This window comes from Bradyrhizobium sp. 172, assembly GCF_023101065.1.
In the GTDB taxonomy this organism is placed as follows: domain Bacteria; phylum Pseudomonadota; class Alphaproteobacteria; order Rhizobiales; family Xanthobacteraceae; genus Bradyrhizobium; species Bradyrhizobium canariense_D.
The window spans coordinates 4,181,195-4,195,260 of the sequence record NZ_CP064701.1; the positions used below are offsets into that span (position 1 = coordinate 4,181,195).

General features: G+C 64.6%; 16 protein-coding genes. 7 read left to right on the forward strand and 9 right to left on the reverse strand.

The window, feature by feature from the left end; genetic code table 11:
* The first annotated feature begins 91 nt into the window (after nt 1-91).
* Nucleotides 92-319 carry a DUF2171 domain-containing protein gene (locus IVB07_RS20120; protein ID WP_018457777.1) on the forward strand — a complete coding sequence of 76 codons (228 nt, stop codon included), beginning with the start codon at nt 92-94 and terminating at the stop codon, nt 317-319.
* A gap of 334 nt (nt 320-653) precedes the next feature.
* On the opposite strand, the gene IVB07_RS20125 is transcribed toward IVB07_RS20120, so the two are convergent.
* Nucleotides 654-803, reverse strand: coding sequence for a hypothetical protein (locus IVB07_RS20125; protein ID WP_018457776.1), 150 nt, complete (start codon nt 801-803; stop codon nt 654-656).
* A 244-nt stretch (nt 804-1,047) separates the two neighbouring features.
* Here IVB07_RS20125 and IVB07_RS20130 point away from each other — a divergent pair, with 244 nt between their 5' ends.
* Nucleotides 1,048-1,209, forward strand: coding sequence for a hypothetical protein (locus tag IVB07_RS20130; RefSeq protein ID WP_018457775.1), 162 nt, complete (start codon nt 1,048-1,050; stop codon nt 1,207-1,209).
* Between the two features lie 109 nt (nt 1,210-1,318).
* On the opposite strand, the gene IVB07_RS20135 is transcribed toward IVB07_RS20130, so the two are convergent.
* From IVB07_RS20135 to IVB07_RS20145, 3 genes are all read right to left on the reverse strand, one after another.
* Nucleotides 1,319-2,125 carry a hypothetical protein gene (locus IVB07_RS20135; protein ID WP_247338017.1) on the reverse strand — a complete coding sequence of 269 codons (807 nt, stop codon included), beginning with the start codon at nt 2,123-2,125 and terminating at the stop codon, nt 1,319-1,321.
* Nucleotides 2,126-2,309: 184 nt separating this feature from the next.
* Nucleotides 2,310-2,558 carry a hypothetical protein gene (locus IVB07_RS20140; RefSeq protein WP_018457773.1) on the reverse strand — a complete coding sequence of 83 codons (249 nt, stop codon included), beginning with the start codon at nt 2,556-2,558 and terminating at the stop codon, nt 2,310-2,312.
* A 76-nt stretch (nt 2,559-2,634) separates the two neighbouring features.
* The gene (locus tag IVB07_RS20145) at nt 2,635-2,871 is read right to left on the reverse strand and encodes a hypothetical protein (RefSeq protein ID WP_018457772.1); all 237 of its coding nucleotides are present in this window, start codon (nt 2,869-2,871) and stop codon (nt 2,635-2,637) included.
* A 267-nt stretch (nt 2,872-3,138) separates the two neighbouring features.
* Here IVB07_RS20145 and IVB07_RS20150 point away from each other — a divergent pair, with 267 nt between their 5' ends.
* The gene (locus tag IVB07_RS20150; protein WP_018457771.1) at nt 3,139-3,486 is read left to right on the forward strand and encodes a DUF6481 family protein; all 348 of its coding nucleotides are present in this window, start codon (nt 3,139-3,141) and stop codon (nt 3,484-3,486) included.
* A gap of 139 nt (nt 3,487-3,625) precedes the next feature.
* On the opposite strand, the gene IVB07_RS20155 is transcribed toward IVB07_RS20150, so the two are convergent.
* Nucleotides 3,626-3,868: a pentapeptide MXKDX repeat protein gene (locus IVB07_RS20155; protein WP_007591301.1), complete on the reverse strand. Its 243-nt coding sequence runs from the start codon at nt 3,866-3,868 to the stop codon at nt 3,626-3,628.
* A 319-nt stretch (nt 3,869-4,187) separates the two neighbouring features.
* Between IVB07_RS20155 and dctP the strand changes: the two genes are divergently transcribed.
* Genes dctP through IVB07_RS20170 form a run of 3 tightly spaced genes read left to right on the forward strand, consistent with a single transcriptional unit; the run spans nt 4,188 to nt 7,116 of the window.
* The gene (gene dctP / locus IVB07_RS20160) at nt 4,188-5,210 is read left to right on the forward strand and encodes a TRAP transporter substrate-binding protein DctP (RefSeq protein WP_247338018.1); all 1,023 of its coding nucleotides are present in this window, start codon (nt 4,188-4,190) and stop codon (nt 5,208-5,210) included.
* Nucleotides 5,207-5,761, forward strand: a complete 555-nt coding sequence (locus IVB07_RS20165; protein ID WP_247296812.1) for a TRAP transporter small permease — start codon at nt 5,207-5,209, stop codon at nt 5,759-5,761. The genes dctP and IVB07_RS20165 overlap by 4 nt, the downstream gene beginning before the upstream one ends.
* Nucleotides 5,758-7,116, forward strand: a complete 1,359-nt coding sequence (locus tag IVB07_RS20170) for a TRAP transporter large permease (protein ID WP_007591317.1) — start codon at nt 5,758-5,760, stop codon at nt 7,114-7,116. The genes IVB07_RS20165 and IVB07_RS20170 overlap by 4 nt, the downstream gene beginning before the upstream one ends.
* A 45-nt stretch (nt 7,117-7,161) precedes the next feature.
* Here IVB07_RS20170 and IVB07_RS20175 read toward each other — a convergent pair whose 3' ends face one another.
* The 4 genes from IVB07_RS20175 to IVB07_RS20190 are packed head-to-tail and all read right to left on the reverse strand — an operon-like array spanning nt 7,162 to nt 12,884.
* Nucleotides 7,162-8,073, reverse strand: coding sequence for a hydroxymethylglutaryl-CoA lyase (locus IVB07_RS20175; RefSeq protein ID WP_018457768.1), 912 nt, complete (start codon nt 8,071-8,073; stop codon nt 7,162-7,164).
* Nucleotide 8,074: 1 nt separating this feature from the next.
* Nucleotides 8,075-10,078, reverse strand: coding sequence for an acetyl/propionyl/methylcrotonyl-CoA carboxylase subunit alpha (locus tag IVB07_RS20180; RefSeq protein ID WP_018457767.1), 2,004 nt, complete (start codon nt 10,076-10,078; stop codon nt 8,075-8,077).
* A gap of 4 nt (nt 10,079-10,082) precedes the next feature.
* Nucleotides 10,083-11,687: a carboxyl transferase domain-containing protein gene (locus tag IVB07_RS20185; protein ID WP_018457766.1), complete on the reverse strand. Its 1,605-nt coding sequence runs from the start codon at nt 11,685-11,687 to the stop codon at nt 10,083-10,085.
* A 24-nt stretch (nt 11,688-11,711) separates the two neighbouring features.
* A complete protein-coding gene (locus tag IVB07_RS20190; RefSeq protein WP_018457765.1) occupies nt 11,712-12,884 on the reverse strand; it encodes an isovaleryl-CoA dehydrogenase in 1,173 nt (390 codons plus the stop codon).
* Nucleotides 12,885-12,997: 113 nt separating this feature from the next.
* Here IVB07_RS20190 and IVB07_RS20195 point away from each other — a divergent pair, with 113 nt between their 5' ends.
* Nucleotides 12,998-14,026 (forward strand): AraC family transcriptional regulator, encoded by a 1,029-nt coding sequence (locus IVB07_RS20195; protein WP_018457764.1) that lies wholly within the window; start codon nt 12,998-13,000, stop codon nt 14,024-14,026.
* The last annotated feature ends 40 nt before the right edge of the window (nt 14,027-14,066 follow it).

Sequence of the window (14,066 nt, forward strand, 5' to 3'; positions counted from 1 at the left end):
TCCGGCGAGCGCATTGGCTCCAACAGCCGGGCCCGCCTATCCTTGCAACGAAGACCGGTCCTCGCCGTTGACACGGCACAAGGAGAACATCATGAGCGAGATCAGAGAGCACATGAAGATCGTCGGCAAGGACGGCGCACATGTCGGCACCGTCGACCGCGTCGAGGGCAACCGTATCAAGCTGACGCGGAAGGACAACCCGGAAGGTCACAAGGACCATCATCATTACATCGACACGAAATATGTCGGTGCCGTCGAAGGCGATGTCGTCAAGCTTTCGGTCAATGCCGACGCGGTGCCGAAGTCGGAAGCTGCCTGACACAGTGCAGCCCTTCGGGGACTTTTTGTTTGTTCACGATCCTGCTCCGCTTCGTTCCCCGAAACGAATCGCGATCGGAAAATCGTCGTCCGAACGAGTCTTAACGTAGCGTTTCGGCGGCTCGCGTCAGGCGTCGAGTGTCACGAGCATAGGCGCCGATGGCGGCGTTCTCGCGCGAAATGAATTGAAGGGGGCGCGGAACGAACTTGCGATCGGCGCGTTCGAAATCCAGTGGTGCCGATTTGCCAGCCCCGATCGGCTCTCGAGAACCCCGTGCTTGTCCCCCGAGCACGGGGTTTTTCTGTGAATACCAGTTCTCTCGTAAAGAGAGAGCTCAGTCCGTCCGCTCTTCGCGCCGGTCGCGGGCGAGTTGATGCCAGGCCAGGGCCAGCTCGATGAGACGTTGCCGGTCAGGACCTTCGGCCGCCACGGCGCGCTTCATCGCCGTCTCGGCTTCATGCTGTGGATCGTACTTGGTACACATGAAGCCAATTCTAGCCGGACGATCTGGACAAGCGCGTGGCAATTTCGTCCGTATGATTGCGGGGTAATGCCGTCCTCGCGGATTTGCGACGCAATCCAATTCACGCATCTGTCGAACGACCCGCCCCGATTGGGGGCTTGATGCGTACCGATCTGTGAAGTGCGTCACAGCCGGCGCACGGCGCCTCCGCTAAACAGTCCTCAGCGCTCCCAGAGAGCGAGAAGGCTTGGGAGATATTCCCGTCATGACGCAAGAAGCCGCAGCCGAAATTCCCGTCCCGGCGCGAGGCGAAAGATCCGACCCGCTCGGCATCGCTTATCTTGCGACCATCGGCATCGTGATGCTGGCCTGGATCGCAGGCCTGGTCTGGGCCGCGATCGCGTTCTTCAACTGGGTAGTGTCCTGACGCGCGGGGCGATCCCCTTGAATCAATTCCCGGCCAGCTGAGGGCCAGCGCCAAAACGAAAAGAGGCGGCTTTTCGCCGCCTCTTCGCTTCAGCCCTCGCCTGGCGTGCTCAGTAACAAGCCCGTGGATCAGCCTGCACGTACTGGCCGCTCGGATAGCGGTAGTAGCAGTTGCCTTGGGCCAGATAGTAGCCGGGGCGCGAAGCAGCCGTCGCGCCGGCGATCGCGCCGGTGGCACCGCCGATCACAGCGCCTGCGGCCGCACCCGAGGCGTTGCCCGAGATCAGGCCGCCCAGCACGCCGCCGACGATAGCGCCGCCAAGCGCGCTCGCGCCGGGATCGGCCGCTGGCGGCGGCGGCGGCGGTTCGTAGGCGACGGGCGGAGCATAGGCCACGGGGACGTCGTCGTAATAATCCTCCGAGATATAGGCCGGAGGCCCGTCCATCCGCTGCGGATAATAATACCGCGCGCCGCCCACATCCCACCACCAGCCAGAGCGGCCGTTGTGGACTTCGTGGCGCCAGCGTCCGCCATCCCAGGCGAGATGGCCGCGATAGGTGTGTCCGCCCCAGTCGCGCGCCGGTGCGGGACCCCTGGCGTAATTGCGTCCGGGCGGCGGACCGCCGGCATTGCGAGGGCCAGGACCTGGACTCGCGAGAGCAGGATTTGGACCCGGACCAGCATGACCAAGACCGCCGGCGTAGGGCTGGACGCCGGCCTGTGGCGCCGGCCGGGCAGCCTGCTGCGGCGGCGGCCCCTTTCGCATGTTCTGCGGCGGCGCGCCGGCGCCTGGCCCGGCCGATGGCTGGGCGGCGTCTCTCGGCGGTCTGGCGTCCTGAGCCTGCGCCGGGACGGCGAGCAATGACATCGCCGAAACCAAGGGAATGATGATCTTGATGCGACTGGACACACTCATGCGTGCTTGCCCCCTACTCTTTCGATTGCCGTCAACCGCCGTGATGCCTGGCGCGATAGACGATTCGGCTCGCGCTGAGCTGATGCCGGCTGACATGACTGACCTGCTTTGGTCGGCTAAGTCCCGTTACAAATGATTAAGATCACGACATTTTTTCGTCCGCGCGGGTCGCTCTGGCATGCCTCTAGCGGGCCGGCTCGATCACATTGCAGTTGCTTCGCCCGGACATCAGGCAGTCCTGCATCTTGCTCGCGGAGGTGAGATCGCGGGCGAGCCACCAGCCGACGCCGAGGATCAGGATCGCGATGATCAAGCCAGCGATGGCGCCGCGGCGGTTGTCACCGGATTGAGGTTTTGGAGTGGATTTCGGCTTCGCGCCCGGTTCGGGCTTAGGTTCGGAGTTGGCTTCGGAACTGGCTTCGGGCTTGGACATGGCTGACCGATCACGGGGGCGAGCGGGCTTTATCACCTCTGCGGCGTGGCGTCACATCCCGTCCAGCTTCTCCCGGTTAGCCTCGGGTCGGCCGGATCGCTTCCTTGCGGGAGGTTTCGGCCGCCGGGATCGCCTGCTGGACGCGCGGAGCGCAGGTCGTAAGCACAAACGCGGTCTGGGTGCATTCCCAATCTGTGCCCAGGACGGCACTTTCGATCGGCTGCGGACGGGCGAGCAGCAGCGTGGCACCGGCCAGGGTTGCCACCACGACCGCGATTGCGAGCGCCTTCAGGCTCAGTCGTGAGATCGTCATACCCGTGCTCCGCGTCTCATACCAGGCGGACGCTAGGCACCGCCCTGGTGCCCCCTTATGAGGGACATCACAATTAGGCAGTTTTTCCGGGCTACGAGAGATCGTCGGGGGCGGCGATTTTCGTCTACCTGATCGGCTGCGATTATAGGTGGCATCACGGCGCGCGCCGATGTACACGCATCTGCGTCGCGCGGCGCCCGCTATGCCCAGCCGACGTACCAACAGGCAGTGATGTAGGATCGAAAGCGAGGATGACAAGGTTCGCCGATGAGTGGATTTAGGGAACCAGGCTTCTCCGACCGGCAAAAGGCGGCACAGGAAGCACGCAAGAACCTTTTGAACAAATTCAAGTCGCAGCCGGGGCCGGATGATCCCGCGGTTGTGGCGAAGCGTGCGGAGCGCGAGGCCCTTGCGGCCAAGCGCGCCGAAGCAAAGGCTGCGCGCGACACGGAAAAGGCCGAGCAGAAGCGCCTTCAAGAAGAAGCTGCCGCGCTCGAGGCCGCGCGGATCGCCCGCGAGGCCGAAGAAGCCGTCGCGAAGGCGGCCGAAGCCGAGGCCGAGCAAAAAGCCAAGCGGGACGCCCGCTACGCCGCCCGCAAGGCGAAGCGCAAGTAACGTTTGCAAGTCTAACGCGCGCAAGTCACGTTCAATTGAATTTGGACTGAAACAAATGCTCTGGGGGCGGTCTACGTGACCGCCCCCGGATTTTTGGCGCGCGTCTGCCTGTCGCAAGCGCCTCCTCGACGTTGGAAGATCAGTGCTTCTTCATCATCCCGTCGTCTTTCTTCATCCCGTCCTTCGACATCGTGTCCTTCTTCATGCCGTCGTCCTTGGACATGGTGTCCTTCTTCATGCCGTCCTTGGACATCGTGTCCTTTTTCATCATGCCGTCATCCTTGCCCATCTTGTCCTGGGCAAAGGCGGCAGGCGACAGCGCGAGGCCGAGCGAGAGAACGGCCGCCGAAACGCCGAGCGCGATGCGGGTACGAATGGTCATGACTGGTCTTCCCTTCGAGATGGATGTTGGTCAGCGACGGACGCCGCTATCTGATCTCGACGGATTGCCACGGGGCGTTGTTACGCGGCCGCCGATAAATTTCCGCGAGCCCATCCTAGGTTCTGCGGATGTAGGAGATCGGGAGTGTGCAATGCAGCATCACCGACGCTTGCCGCGGCATTCGGTCTCGAACTATCAGACTAGAGAACATTGTCTGAAAGACCGGCTAGGATGGGCCTCAGCGCGGTCTCCAAGACCGGCCCAAAATCACGGCAAAGCAAACAAGAACCTTCCAAGAACCGTCCAAGGGAATCACGCCATGTTCACGCGCCGCCACCTGATCGCGACCGCCGTCGCCGCACCCGCCATTCTCCGTTTCAGCACCGGCACCGCGCATGCCGCGACCACGCTGAAGATCTCGCATCAATTCCCGGGCGGCACCGTCGACAAGGGCGATTTCCGCGACCGGCTCTGTCGCGTGTTCGCCGCCGAAGTCAGCAAGCGCAGCAACGGCGACATCGCCGCCGAGATCTATCCGAACTCCTCGCTGATCAAGACCAACGCGCAGTTCTCCGCGATGCGCAAGGGCGCGCTCGACATCAGCCTCTATCCGATGCCCTATGCCGGCGGCGAATTGCCGGAAACCAATATCGGCCTGATGCCGGGCCTCGTCACCACCTACGACCAGGGCATGCGCTGGAAGAAGGAGCCGGTCGGCAAGGCCTTGACCGACTTCCTCGCCGACAAGGGCATCATCCTGCTCAGCTGGGTGTGGCAGGCCGGCGGCGTCGCCAGCCGCTCCAAGCCGATCGTGGCCCCCGAAGATGCCAAGGGTCTCAAGGTGCGCGGCGGCTCGCGCGAGATGGACATGGTGCTGCAGACTGCCGGCGCATCCGTGCTGTCGGTGCCCTCGAACGAAATCTACGCAGCGATGCAGACGGGGGCGTGTGATGCCGGCATCACCTCCTCGACCAGCCTGATCTCGTTCCGGCTTGAGGAGGTCGCGAAATCGCTGACCTCGGGCGCAGGCGCGTCCTATTGGTTCATGCTCGAGCCGCTGATGATGTCGAAGGCGATCTTCGACAAGCTGCCGAAGAACCAGCAGGACATCCTGCTCGCGGTCGGCACCGAGCTCGAAGCCTTCGGCCGCAAGGGCGCGCAGGACGACGATGTCGAGGTCGCCAAGGTCTACGAGAAGGCCGGCGCCAAGGTCTCGGCGCTCGATGCCGCGACCGTCGGCAAGTGGCGTGACATCGCCCGCGACACCGCATGGAAGGACTACGGCGCCAAGACCGCGACATCTGCCAACCTGCTCAAGCTCGCGACCGACGTCGCCGCATGAGCCACGGTCCGCTTCCGGATCGTGACGGCCAGGTAAACGCTGCCGCAAGGACCGGCCTTGCGGCAGCGATCGATCGCGGTCTCGCCATCCTCAACAACATCATCGTCGTGTTCGCCGCGATTGCGCTGATCGCCGCCTGCGCCATCCTGAGCTACAGCGTGCTCAGCCGCGCCTTGTTCAAGGCTGCCAATTACTGGCAGGACGAGGCCGCGGTGTTCCTGCTGGTCGGCGCGACCTTCATGACGGCCGCCTACGTGCAGCAGAACCGCGGTCACATCGGCATCGAGGCCTTCGTCGGCCTGCTCTCACCACTGGCGAACCGGATCAGGCTCTGGCTGGTCGATGCCGTGACGCTTCTGTTCTGCGCTTTCTTCGCCTGGAAGTCCTGGACACTGGCGCATGAAGCCTATGTCGATGGCCAGGTCTCGAACTCGATGTGGTCGCCGCCGCTGGCCATCCCCTATTCGCTAATGGCGTTCGGCATGAGTCTGCTCTGCGTCCAGATCCTCGTGCAGCTTGCGCTGCCTTTCGCTGGAGCCAGGCGTTCATGAGCGTTTTCGGTATCGGCCTCGCCTACGGGATCGCGACGCTTGTCGTGATGTTTTCGGGCATGCCGATCGCGTTCGCGCTCGGCGCGGTCGCAGTCGTGTTCATGGGCATCTACATGCCCGCCGCCTCTCTCGACACGGTGACGCAGAATGTCTACGAGGAAATGGCCTCGATCACGCTGCTGTCGATCCCGCTCTTCATCCTGAAGGGCGCCGCGATCGGCAAGTCGCGCGCCGGCCAGGATCTCTACTCGGCCCTGCACGCTTGGCTGCACCGCGTCCCCGGCGGGCTCGGCGTCGCCAATGTGTTCGCCTGCGCGCTGTTTGCGGCGATGGCGGGCTCCTCGCCCGCGACCTGCTCGGCAATCGGCTCGGCCGGCATCCCCGAGATGCGCAAGCGCGGCTATTCCGGCGGCTTTGCCGCGGGGATCATCGCCGCCGGCGGCACGCTCGGCATTCTGTTGCCGCCGTCGATCACCATGATCCTGTTTGCGGTCGCCGCCGAAAAATCGCTAGGACGGCTGTTCCTCGCCGGTATCGGGCCCGGCCTGCTGCTGGTCTCGCTGTTCGGCGTTTACGCCGTGATTCGCTTCCGCCAGGAATACGCCGCGGCCGAAGCGATCTACAAGAACGGCGGCCCGGAAGCTGCGATCCTCGCCCGCGACGAGTACACGCTCGCGGAACGCTTCAGCGTACTGCCGCGCGTGATCCCGTTCGTGCTGCTGCTCACCGGCGTCATGATCGCCCTCTATGGCGGTTACGCCACGCCATCAGAGACTGCCGGCCTCGGCGGCCTCTTGGCGCTGGCATTGATCGCGGCGATCTACAGCGTGTGGCGGCCGAGCGACCTTGCCCCGATCCTGAAATCGACGATCCGGGAATCGACCATGCTGATGATGATCATCGGCATGTCGCTGCTCTATTCCTACGTGATGAGCTATCTGCACATCTCGCAATCGGCCGCCGAATCCGTCGTCGCGATGCATTTGCCCCGCTGGGGCCTCTTGTTCGCGATCCTCGTCATGGTCGTCGTGCTCGGTTTCTTCCTGCCGCCGGTCTCGATTATTCTCATGACCGCGCCAATCATCCTGCCGCCGCTCCGCGCCGCCAATTTCGACATCATCTGGTTCGGCGTCGTCATGACCATCGTGATGGAGATGGGACTGATCCATCCACCCGTCGGCCTCAACATCTTCGTCATCCGCAACGTCGCGCCGGATATTCCCCTGCGCGAGGTGATCTGGGGCACGCTGCCGTTCGTGCTTTTGATGATGCTCGCGGTGCTGCTGCTCTGCTTCGTGCCGGGCATCTCGACCGCACTGCCGGACCTGGTGATGGGGCCGGACGGGAGCAGGTAGCTGCGTCCACCATCATTGCTTCGCTGCGCTCGCAATAACGGAGAACTAGGAGCTGGCGCGCTTCCTCTTCGCGTTCAGTGCGGAGGCCACGCGGCTCACCGGCGGCTTGCCCAGCACGCCGCTCATCTCGTTGGTTGCCGCCAGCAACCGGTCCATATCGACACCCGTCCTAATCCCCATGCCACCGAGCATATAGACGACGTCCTCGGTCGCGACGTTGCCGGTCGCGCCCGGCGCGTAGGGGCAGCCGCCGAGGCCGCCGGCGGCGGCGTCGATGACGCGGACGCCTTCCTCCAGCCCCGCATAGAGATTGGCGAGCGCCTGGCCGTAGGTGTCGTGAAAATGCATCGCGAGATTGGCGGGAGGGATGTTGGCGCTGACCGCCCGCAGCATCTCTTTGGCTTTGGCAGGCGTACCGACACCGATCGTGTCGCCGAGCGAGATCTCGTAGCAGCCGAGCTCCCACAGCGTGGTGGCGAGATCGGCGACCGCTTTCGGCTGGATCTCACCGTCGAACGGACAGCCCAGCACGCAGGAGATATAGCCGCGGACCTTGACACCATCGTCCCTGGCGCGCGCCAGCACCGGCTTAAACCGTTCGATGGACTCCGCGACCGTGCAATTGATGTTGGCCCGCGAAAAGCCCTCGGAGGCCGCGGCGAACACCGAGACGATCTTTGCGCCGGCCGCGCACGCGGCGTCATAGCCCTTCTCGTTCGGCACTAGCACGTGGAATTCGGCACTGGTCAAATGGCTAACGCCGCGCAGCACGGCGTCCGAGCTCGCCATCTGCGGGATCGCCTTGGGCGAGACGAAGGCGCCGACCTCGACTGTATTGAGGCCGGCCGCGACCAGCGCCTCGATGAAGGCGATCCGGGCCTCGACACTGACCGCCGTCTTCTCGTTCTGGAGGCCGTCACGCGGCCCCATTTCGATGATGCGGACCTTATCGCTCATCTCATTCTCCGGAAGGATCGACCACGGCGAGCTCGACGCCCTCCTGGACGATGTCGCCGACCTTGCATTTGATGGATTTCAGCACGCCGGCATAGGGGGCGCGCAGCGTCTGCTCCATCTTCATCACTTCCAGGGTGAGGATCGGCGCCCCCTTCTCGAGCTTGGCGCCCTCCTCCGCCAGCACGGCGACGACCGTGCCCGGCAAGGGCGCTGCGATCTTGTCCGCGCCGACCTGCTCCTCGGTCTCGCCGCCGAACGGATCAACCCAATGCAGATCGAAGCGGCCGTTGCGCGTGCGCAAATACAGCTCATGGCCGTCGATCACGGCCGCGACCGACGTTTTGACGCCGTCGAGGGTCAGATCGAAGCCGCCGTCCTTCGCTACCATCGTAAACGCCAGCTCGCGCTCGCCGATCACGAGCGTCGACGGGCCGCTGCCATAGTTCAGCACAACCTTCTGCTCCGGCCCGTGTCCAACGCGGAAAGCAAAGCCGCGCCGACGGCGGCCGACCGGCATCCAGCCAAAGGTCTGCCAGGGCGAATTCGCGTCCGCCTGTGCAGCCTGCCGCTCGTTGTTGATCACAGCGGCGACCGCGGCACACAGCTCGAGCTCGCCTGGTGCCGGCGACGCCTGCGTCAGGACCGCCAGCTCGCGCTCGATGAAGCCGGTGTCGATCGCGTTCGCCCTCACCTTCGGATGCGTCATCAGCGCCGACAGGAACGGGATGTTGGTGACGATGCCGCGGACGTCGGACTCTTCCAGCCCGCGGTTCAGCCGCTCGATCGCGACATCCCGCGTCGGCGCCCATGCGATCATTTTTGCCAGCATCGCATCGTAGTATGGCGAGACCGTATCGCCTTCCCGATAGCCGGAGTCGATGCGCAGCCCCCCCGTTTCAGCGGGCAGACGCCAGGTTGATATCTTGCCCACCGACGGCATGAAGTTCTTGGTCGGGTTCTCCGCATAGACCCGCGCCTCCACGGCGTGGCCATGAAGCTTGATCTCGTCCTGCTTCAGCGGCAACGCCTCGCCGAAAGCGACGCGCAACTGCCACTCGACCAGGTCGATCCCCGTGATCAGCTCGGTCACGGGATGCTCGACCTGGAGACGAGTGTTCATCTCGATGAAGAACACGTCCTTGCCGTCGGAGACGAACTCGATGGTGCCGGCGCCGACATAGTTGACGGCCCCCGCGGCCTTTCGCGCGGCGGCACAGACCGCCTCGCGCTGGGCGGGATTGAGCGTCGGCGACGGTGCCTCCTCGATCACCTTCTGGTGGCGGCGCTGCAGGGTGCATTCGCGCTCGAACAGCGAGAGCAGATTGCCGTGGCTGTCGCCGATCACCTGCACCTCGATATGCCGGGGGTTATCGACATATTTTTCGATCAGCATGCGGTCGTCGCCGAACGCGGCCTTGGCCTCGCGCTTCGCGCTGACGATCGCAGGCGCCAGTTCATCCGCGGAGCGAACGATGCGCATACCACGGCCGCCGCCGCCGGCGGACGCCTTCACCAGAATCGGGAAACCGACCTTCTCGGCCGCCTTCGCCAACGTCGCATCGTCCTGCGCCTCGCCGTGATAGCCGGGCACCAGCGGGACGCCGGCCTTCTCCATCCGCGCCTTGGAGCCGGACTTCGAGCCCATGGCAGTCATCATTGCCGCTGTCGGGCCGACGAAGACCAGGCCGGCGTCGAAACACGCCTGGGCGAATTCGGCATTCTCCGACAGGAAGCCATAGCCGGGATGGATCGCCTCCGCGCCGGTCTTGCGCGCGGCCTCGATCAGCCGTTCGGGATTGAGATAGCTGTCGCGGGCACGCGCAGGCCCAAGCAGCACGGCCTGGTCGGCGAGCGCGACATGCATTGCGTCGCGATCCGCCTCGGAATAGACCGCGACCGTGCGCAGGCCCATGGCGCGCGCGGTGCGGATCACGCGGCAGGCGATCTCACCGCGGTTGGCGATCAGGAGGGTGCGAAAACGGCGGTAGAGCTTTGAGCGGTCCATCGCATCACATCCTGAACAGGCCGAATTTCGTCGGCTCGATCGGCGCATTCGACGCCGCCGAGAGGCCGAGGCCGAGCACCAGCCTTGTATCGGCCGGGTCGATCACGCCGTCGTCCCAAAGCCGCGCGGTCGCGTAATACGGGTGCCCCTGGCTCTCATATTGCGCGCGGATCGGCTCGCGGAATTTATCTTCGTCTTCTTTCGACCAGCTGTCGCCCTTGGCCTCGATATTGTCGCGGCGGACCTGGCTCAGCACCATCGAGGCCTGCTCGCCGCCCATCACCGAGATGCGCGCGTTAGGCCACATCCACAGGAAGCGCGGGGAGTAGGCGCGGCCGCACATGCCGTAATTGCCGGCGCCGTAGGACCCGCCGATCACCACGGTGAATTTCGGCACCGACGCGGTCGCGACCGCCGTCACCAGCTTGGCGCCGTCACGCGCAATGCCGCCGGCTTCGTATTTCTTGCCGACCATGAAGCCGGTGATGTTCTGCAGGAACACCAGCGGAATGCCGCGCTGGCAGCACAGCTCGATGAAATGCGCCCCCTTCAGCGAGCTCTCGCTGAACAGGATGCCGTTGTTGGCAATGATGCCGACCGGAAAACCCCAGATGTGGGCGAAGCCGCACACCAGCGTCGTGCCGTAGAGCTTCTTGAACTCGTCGAACTCGGAACCATCGACGACGCGCGCAATGATGTCGCGCACGTCGAACGGCTTGCGCCCGTCGACGGGCACCACGCCGTAGATCTCCTCCGCCGCGAACAAGGGATCACGCGGCGGATGCATGTTGAGGTTTGGTCGTACCGACGGCTTCAGCGTGCCGACGATGCGGCGGGCGATGCCGATCGCGTGTGCGTCGTTCTGGGCATAATGATCGGTCACACCCGATTGCCGCGAATGCACGTCGGCGCCACCAAGCTCCTCCGCGGTCACCACTTCGCCTGTCGCGGCCTTCACCAGCGGCGGCCCGCCGAGGAAGATCGTGCCCTGGTTGCGCACGATGATGCTCTCGTCCGACATCGCGGGGACATAGGCGCCGCCGGCTGTGCAGGAACCCATCACGATGGCAATCTGCGGGATTCCTTGCGAGGACATCTGCGCCTGGTTGTAGAAGATGCGGCCGAAATGCCGCTCGTCGGGAAAGATCTCGTCCTGCAGCGGCAGGAAGGCGCCGCCGGAATCGACCATATAGATGCAGGGAAGATTGTTCTGCCGCGCCACGTCCTGCGCGCGCAGATGCTTCTTCACGGTCATGGGATAATAGGTGCCGCCTTTGATGGTGGCGTCGTTGGCGACGATCACGCATTCGCGGCCCGCGATGCGCCCGACCCCGGTGACGACGCTCGCCGAATGCACGTCGCCGCCGTAAAGGCCATAGGCCGCGAGCGGCGACAGCTCCATGAACGCGGTGCCGGGATCGACCAGCAGGTCGACGCGCTCGCGCGCCAGCATCTTGCCACGCGAGGTGTGGCGGTTGCGCGAGACCTCGCCGCCGCCGCCCGCAACCTGGCTCAGCTTTTCGCGCAGATCCGCGACGAGGGTGCGCATGGCCTCGGAATTGCGCGCAAAGTCCGAAGAAGACGTATCGATGCTGGAATGGAGCGGCATGTTGGTTCCAATTGCGTGAAGGTTTTAAGCCGTCTCAGCCATCAATTCGCGACCGATCAGCATGCGCCGGACCTCCGAGGTGCCGGCGCCGATCTCGTAGAGCTTTGCATCGCGCCACAGGCGTCCGACCGGAAATTCGGAGGTGTAGCCGACCCCGCCAAGCGCCTGGATCGCCTCACCCGCCATCCACGTCGCTTTCTCGGCGGAATAGAGGATCGCAGCGGCGGCGTCCTTGCGCAAGCTGCGCGCGTGATCGGCGCGGTCGCAGGCACGCCCCACCGCATAGACATAGGCGCGCGTGGCCTGCCAGGTCGCGTACATGTCGGCGAGCTTGCCCTGCATGAGCTGGAAGTCGCCGATCGGCTGCCCGAACTGCTTGCGCTCGTGCATATAGGGCACCACCGCGTCCATGCAGGCCGCCATGATCCCGAGTGGTCCACCCGAGAGGACCGTACGCTCATAGTCGAGGCCGGACATCAGCACCTTGACGCCCTCGCCGACCTTGCCAAGCACGTTCTCCTCCGGCACCTCGCATTCGTCGAAGAACAGCGGATACGTGTTGGAGCCGCGCATGCCGAGCTTGTCGAGATGCTGGCCGTGGCTGAAGCCCTTCGTCCCCTTCTCGACCAGGAAGGCGGTCATGCCGCGCGGGCCCGCTTCCGGATCGGTCTTGGCATAGACCACCAGCACGTCGGCATCGCCGCCATTGGTGATCCACATCTTCGAGCCGTTGAGCACGTAGCGGTCGCCGCGTTTGTCGGCGCGCAGTTTCATCGAGACGACGTCTGAGCCGGCGCCGGGCTCGGACATCGCGAGCGCGCCGACATACTCGCCGGAGATCAACTTTGGCAGATAGCGCTCGCGCTGCGCATCATTGCCGTTGCGGCGGATCTGGTTGACGCAGAGATTTGAGTGGGCGCCATAGGAGAGGCCGACCGCGGCCGAGCCGCGCGAAATCTCCTCCATCGCGACGATATGGGCGAGATAGCCCATGTTGGAGCCGCCATATTGCTCCGGCGCGGTCATGCCGAGCAGGCCGAGGTCGCCAAGGCGCTTCCAGAGGTCCGCCGGGAATAGATTGGCCTTCTCGATATCGGCGGCACGCGGGGCGATCTCCGCCTCCACGAAGGCGCGCAGCGTGTCGCGCAGCATGCTGATGTCTTCGCCCAGATCGAAATCGATGCTCGGGATATTCAAGGCGATTCCTCCCTATTTTGGGGACCGAACCTAGCGGCATCGGGGCCCTTCTGCGGTCGAAAAGGTTGCATTTTCCGCCAAACTTGGCGAGGATTTTCCCAGAGGATTTTCCGATGCCTTTTCAAGTCGCAACCGCGATCCCGCGCCGTGCCGTGACCCCTGCCGCCTTCGTCCGCGGCGTCGTTGCCGCTTACGAACGCTACGGCCGCGATCCGACCGAGGCGCTGAGCCGGGGTCAGGTAACGCCGGACCTTGTCAATTCTCCGGATGGGCGGGTCACGGCCGGCCAGTTCGAGGCGCTGGCGGGCCATGCCATGCGCGAACTCGATGACGAGGCGCTCGGCTGGTTCTCGCGGCGGCTGCCCTTTGGCACCTACGGCATGCTGTGCCGCGCCTCGATCACCGCCCCGACGCTGGAGGTCGCGCTCAAGCGCTGGTGCCGGCACCATCGTCTGCTCACCGAGGACGTGCTGCTCGATCTCGCCGTCGGCGAGGAGACCGCGGTCGTGTCCATCCGCGAACTGGCCGACCTCGGACCTCTACGCGAATTCTGCCTGGTCACCCTGCTCCGCTATGTTCTCGGCTTCTCCTGCTGGGCGGTGGATTCGCAAATCGCGCTCCGCGCCGCGGAATTTCCGTACCCCGAGCCCGGCCACGTCTCGGTCTATCCGACCATCTTTTGCCGAAACATCCGCTTCGGTGCGGACCGCGCTTCCATCACCTTCGACAAGCATTACCTGTCGCTGCCGCTCACCCGGAGCGCGGCGGACCTCGACAACATGCTCAAGGGCGCGCTGCGGCTGACCGTACTGCCCTATCGGCGCGACCGGCTGCTGGTCGAGCGCGTTCGCCGCGTACTCCGCAATGCGCGCGGACGCAGTCTCGGCGCCGAGGATGTCGCAAGCGAGCTGGCACTCTCCACCCGCACCATGCATCGGCGCCTGCGCGATGAAGCGACCTCACTGCGGGATCTCAAGGAAGAGGCAAAATTCGAGCTCGCCAAGCAGGAGTTGATGCGCGGTCGCAGCCCGATCAAGCGGATCGCGGAGATCGCCGGCTTCCGCAACGAGAAGAGCTTTTCTCGCGCCTTCCGCACCTGGGCCGGCGCCTCCCCGCGCGAGTTTCGCGGCAGGTATCGCTGAAGCGCGGGTTGTCATGCTGTTGCGGCCTCCGAGATCCAAC

What these genes read in the sequence shown, in the direction of transcription:
- IVB07_RS20130 (WP_018457775.1), top strand. Translation starts at nt 1,048, where the DNA reads ATGACGCAAGAAGCCGCAGCCGAAATTCCCGTCCCGGCGCGAGGCGAA.
- IVB07_RS20175 (WP_018457768.1), bottom strand. Translation starts at nt 8,073, where the DNA reads ATGAGCGATAAGGTCCGCATCATCGAAATGGGGCCGCGTGACGGCCTC.
- IVB07_RS20135 (WP_247338017.1), bottom strand. Translation starts at nt 2,125, where the DNA reads ATGAGTGTGTCCAGTCGCATCAAGATCATCATTCCCTTGGTTTCGGCG.
- IVB07_RS20140 (WP_018457773.1), bottom strand. Translation starts at nt 2,558, where the DNA reads ATGTCCAAGCCCGAAGCCAGTTCCGAAGCCAACTCCGAACCTAAGCCC.
- IVB07_RS20125 (WP_018457776.1), bottom strand. Translation starts at nt 803, where the DNA reads ATGTGTACCAAGTACGATCCACAGCATGAAGCCGAGACGGCGATGAAG.
- IVB07_RS20195 (WP_018457764.1), top strand. Translation starts at nt 12,998, where the DNA reads ATGCCTTTTCAAGTCGCAACCGCGATCCCGCGCCGTGCCGTGACCCCT.
- IVB07_RS20170 (WP_007591317.1), top strand. Translation starts at nt 5,758, where the DNA reads ATGAGCGTTTTCGGTATCGGCCTCGCCTACGGGATCGCGACGCTTGTC.
- IVB07_RS20180 (WP_018457767.1), bottom strand. Translation starts at nt 10,078, where the DNA reads ATGGACCGCTCAAAGCTCTACCGCCGTTTTCGCACCCTCCTGATCGCC.
- dctP (WP_247338018.1), top strand. Translation starts at nt 4,188, where the DNA reads ATGTTCACGCGCCGCCACCTGATCGCGACCGCCGTCGCCGCACCCGCC.
- IVB07_RS20150 (WP_018457771.1), top strand. Translation starts at nt 3,139, where the DNA reads ATGAGTGGATTTAGGGAACCAGGCTTCTCCGACCGGCAAAAGGCGGCA.
- IVB07_RS20185 (WP_018457766.1), bottom strand. Translation starts at nt 11,687, where the DNA reads ATGCCGCTCCATTCCAGCATCGATACGTCTTCTTCGGACTTTGCGCGC.
- IVB07_RS20120 (WP_018457777.1), top strand. Translation starts at nt 92, where the DNA reads ATGAGCGAGATCAGAGAGCACATGAAGATCGTCGGCAAGGACGGCGCA.
- IVB07_RS20145 (WP_018457772.1), bottom strand. Translation starts at nt 2,871, where the DNA reads ATGACGATCTCACGACTGAGCCTGAAGGCGCTCGCAATCGCGGTCGTG.
- IVB07_RS20155 (WP_007591301.1), bottom strand. Translation starts at nt 3,868, where the DNA reads ATGACCATTCGTACCCGCATCGCGCTCGGCGTTTCGGCGGCCGTTCTC.
- IVB07_RS20165 (WP_247296812.1), top strand. Translation starts at nt 5,207, where the DNA reads ATGAGCCACGGTCCGCTTCCGGATCGTGACGGCCAGGTAAACGCTGCC.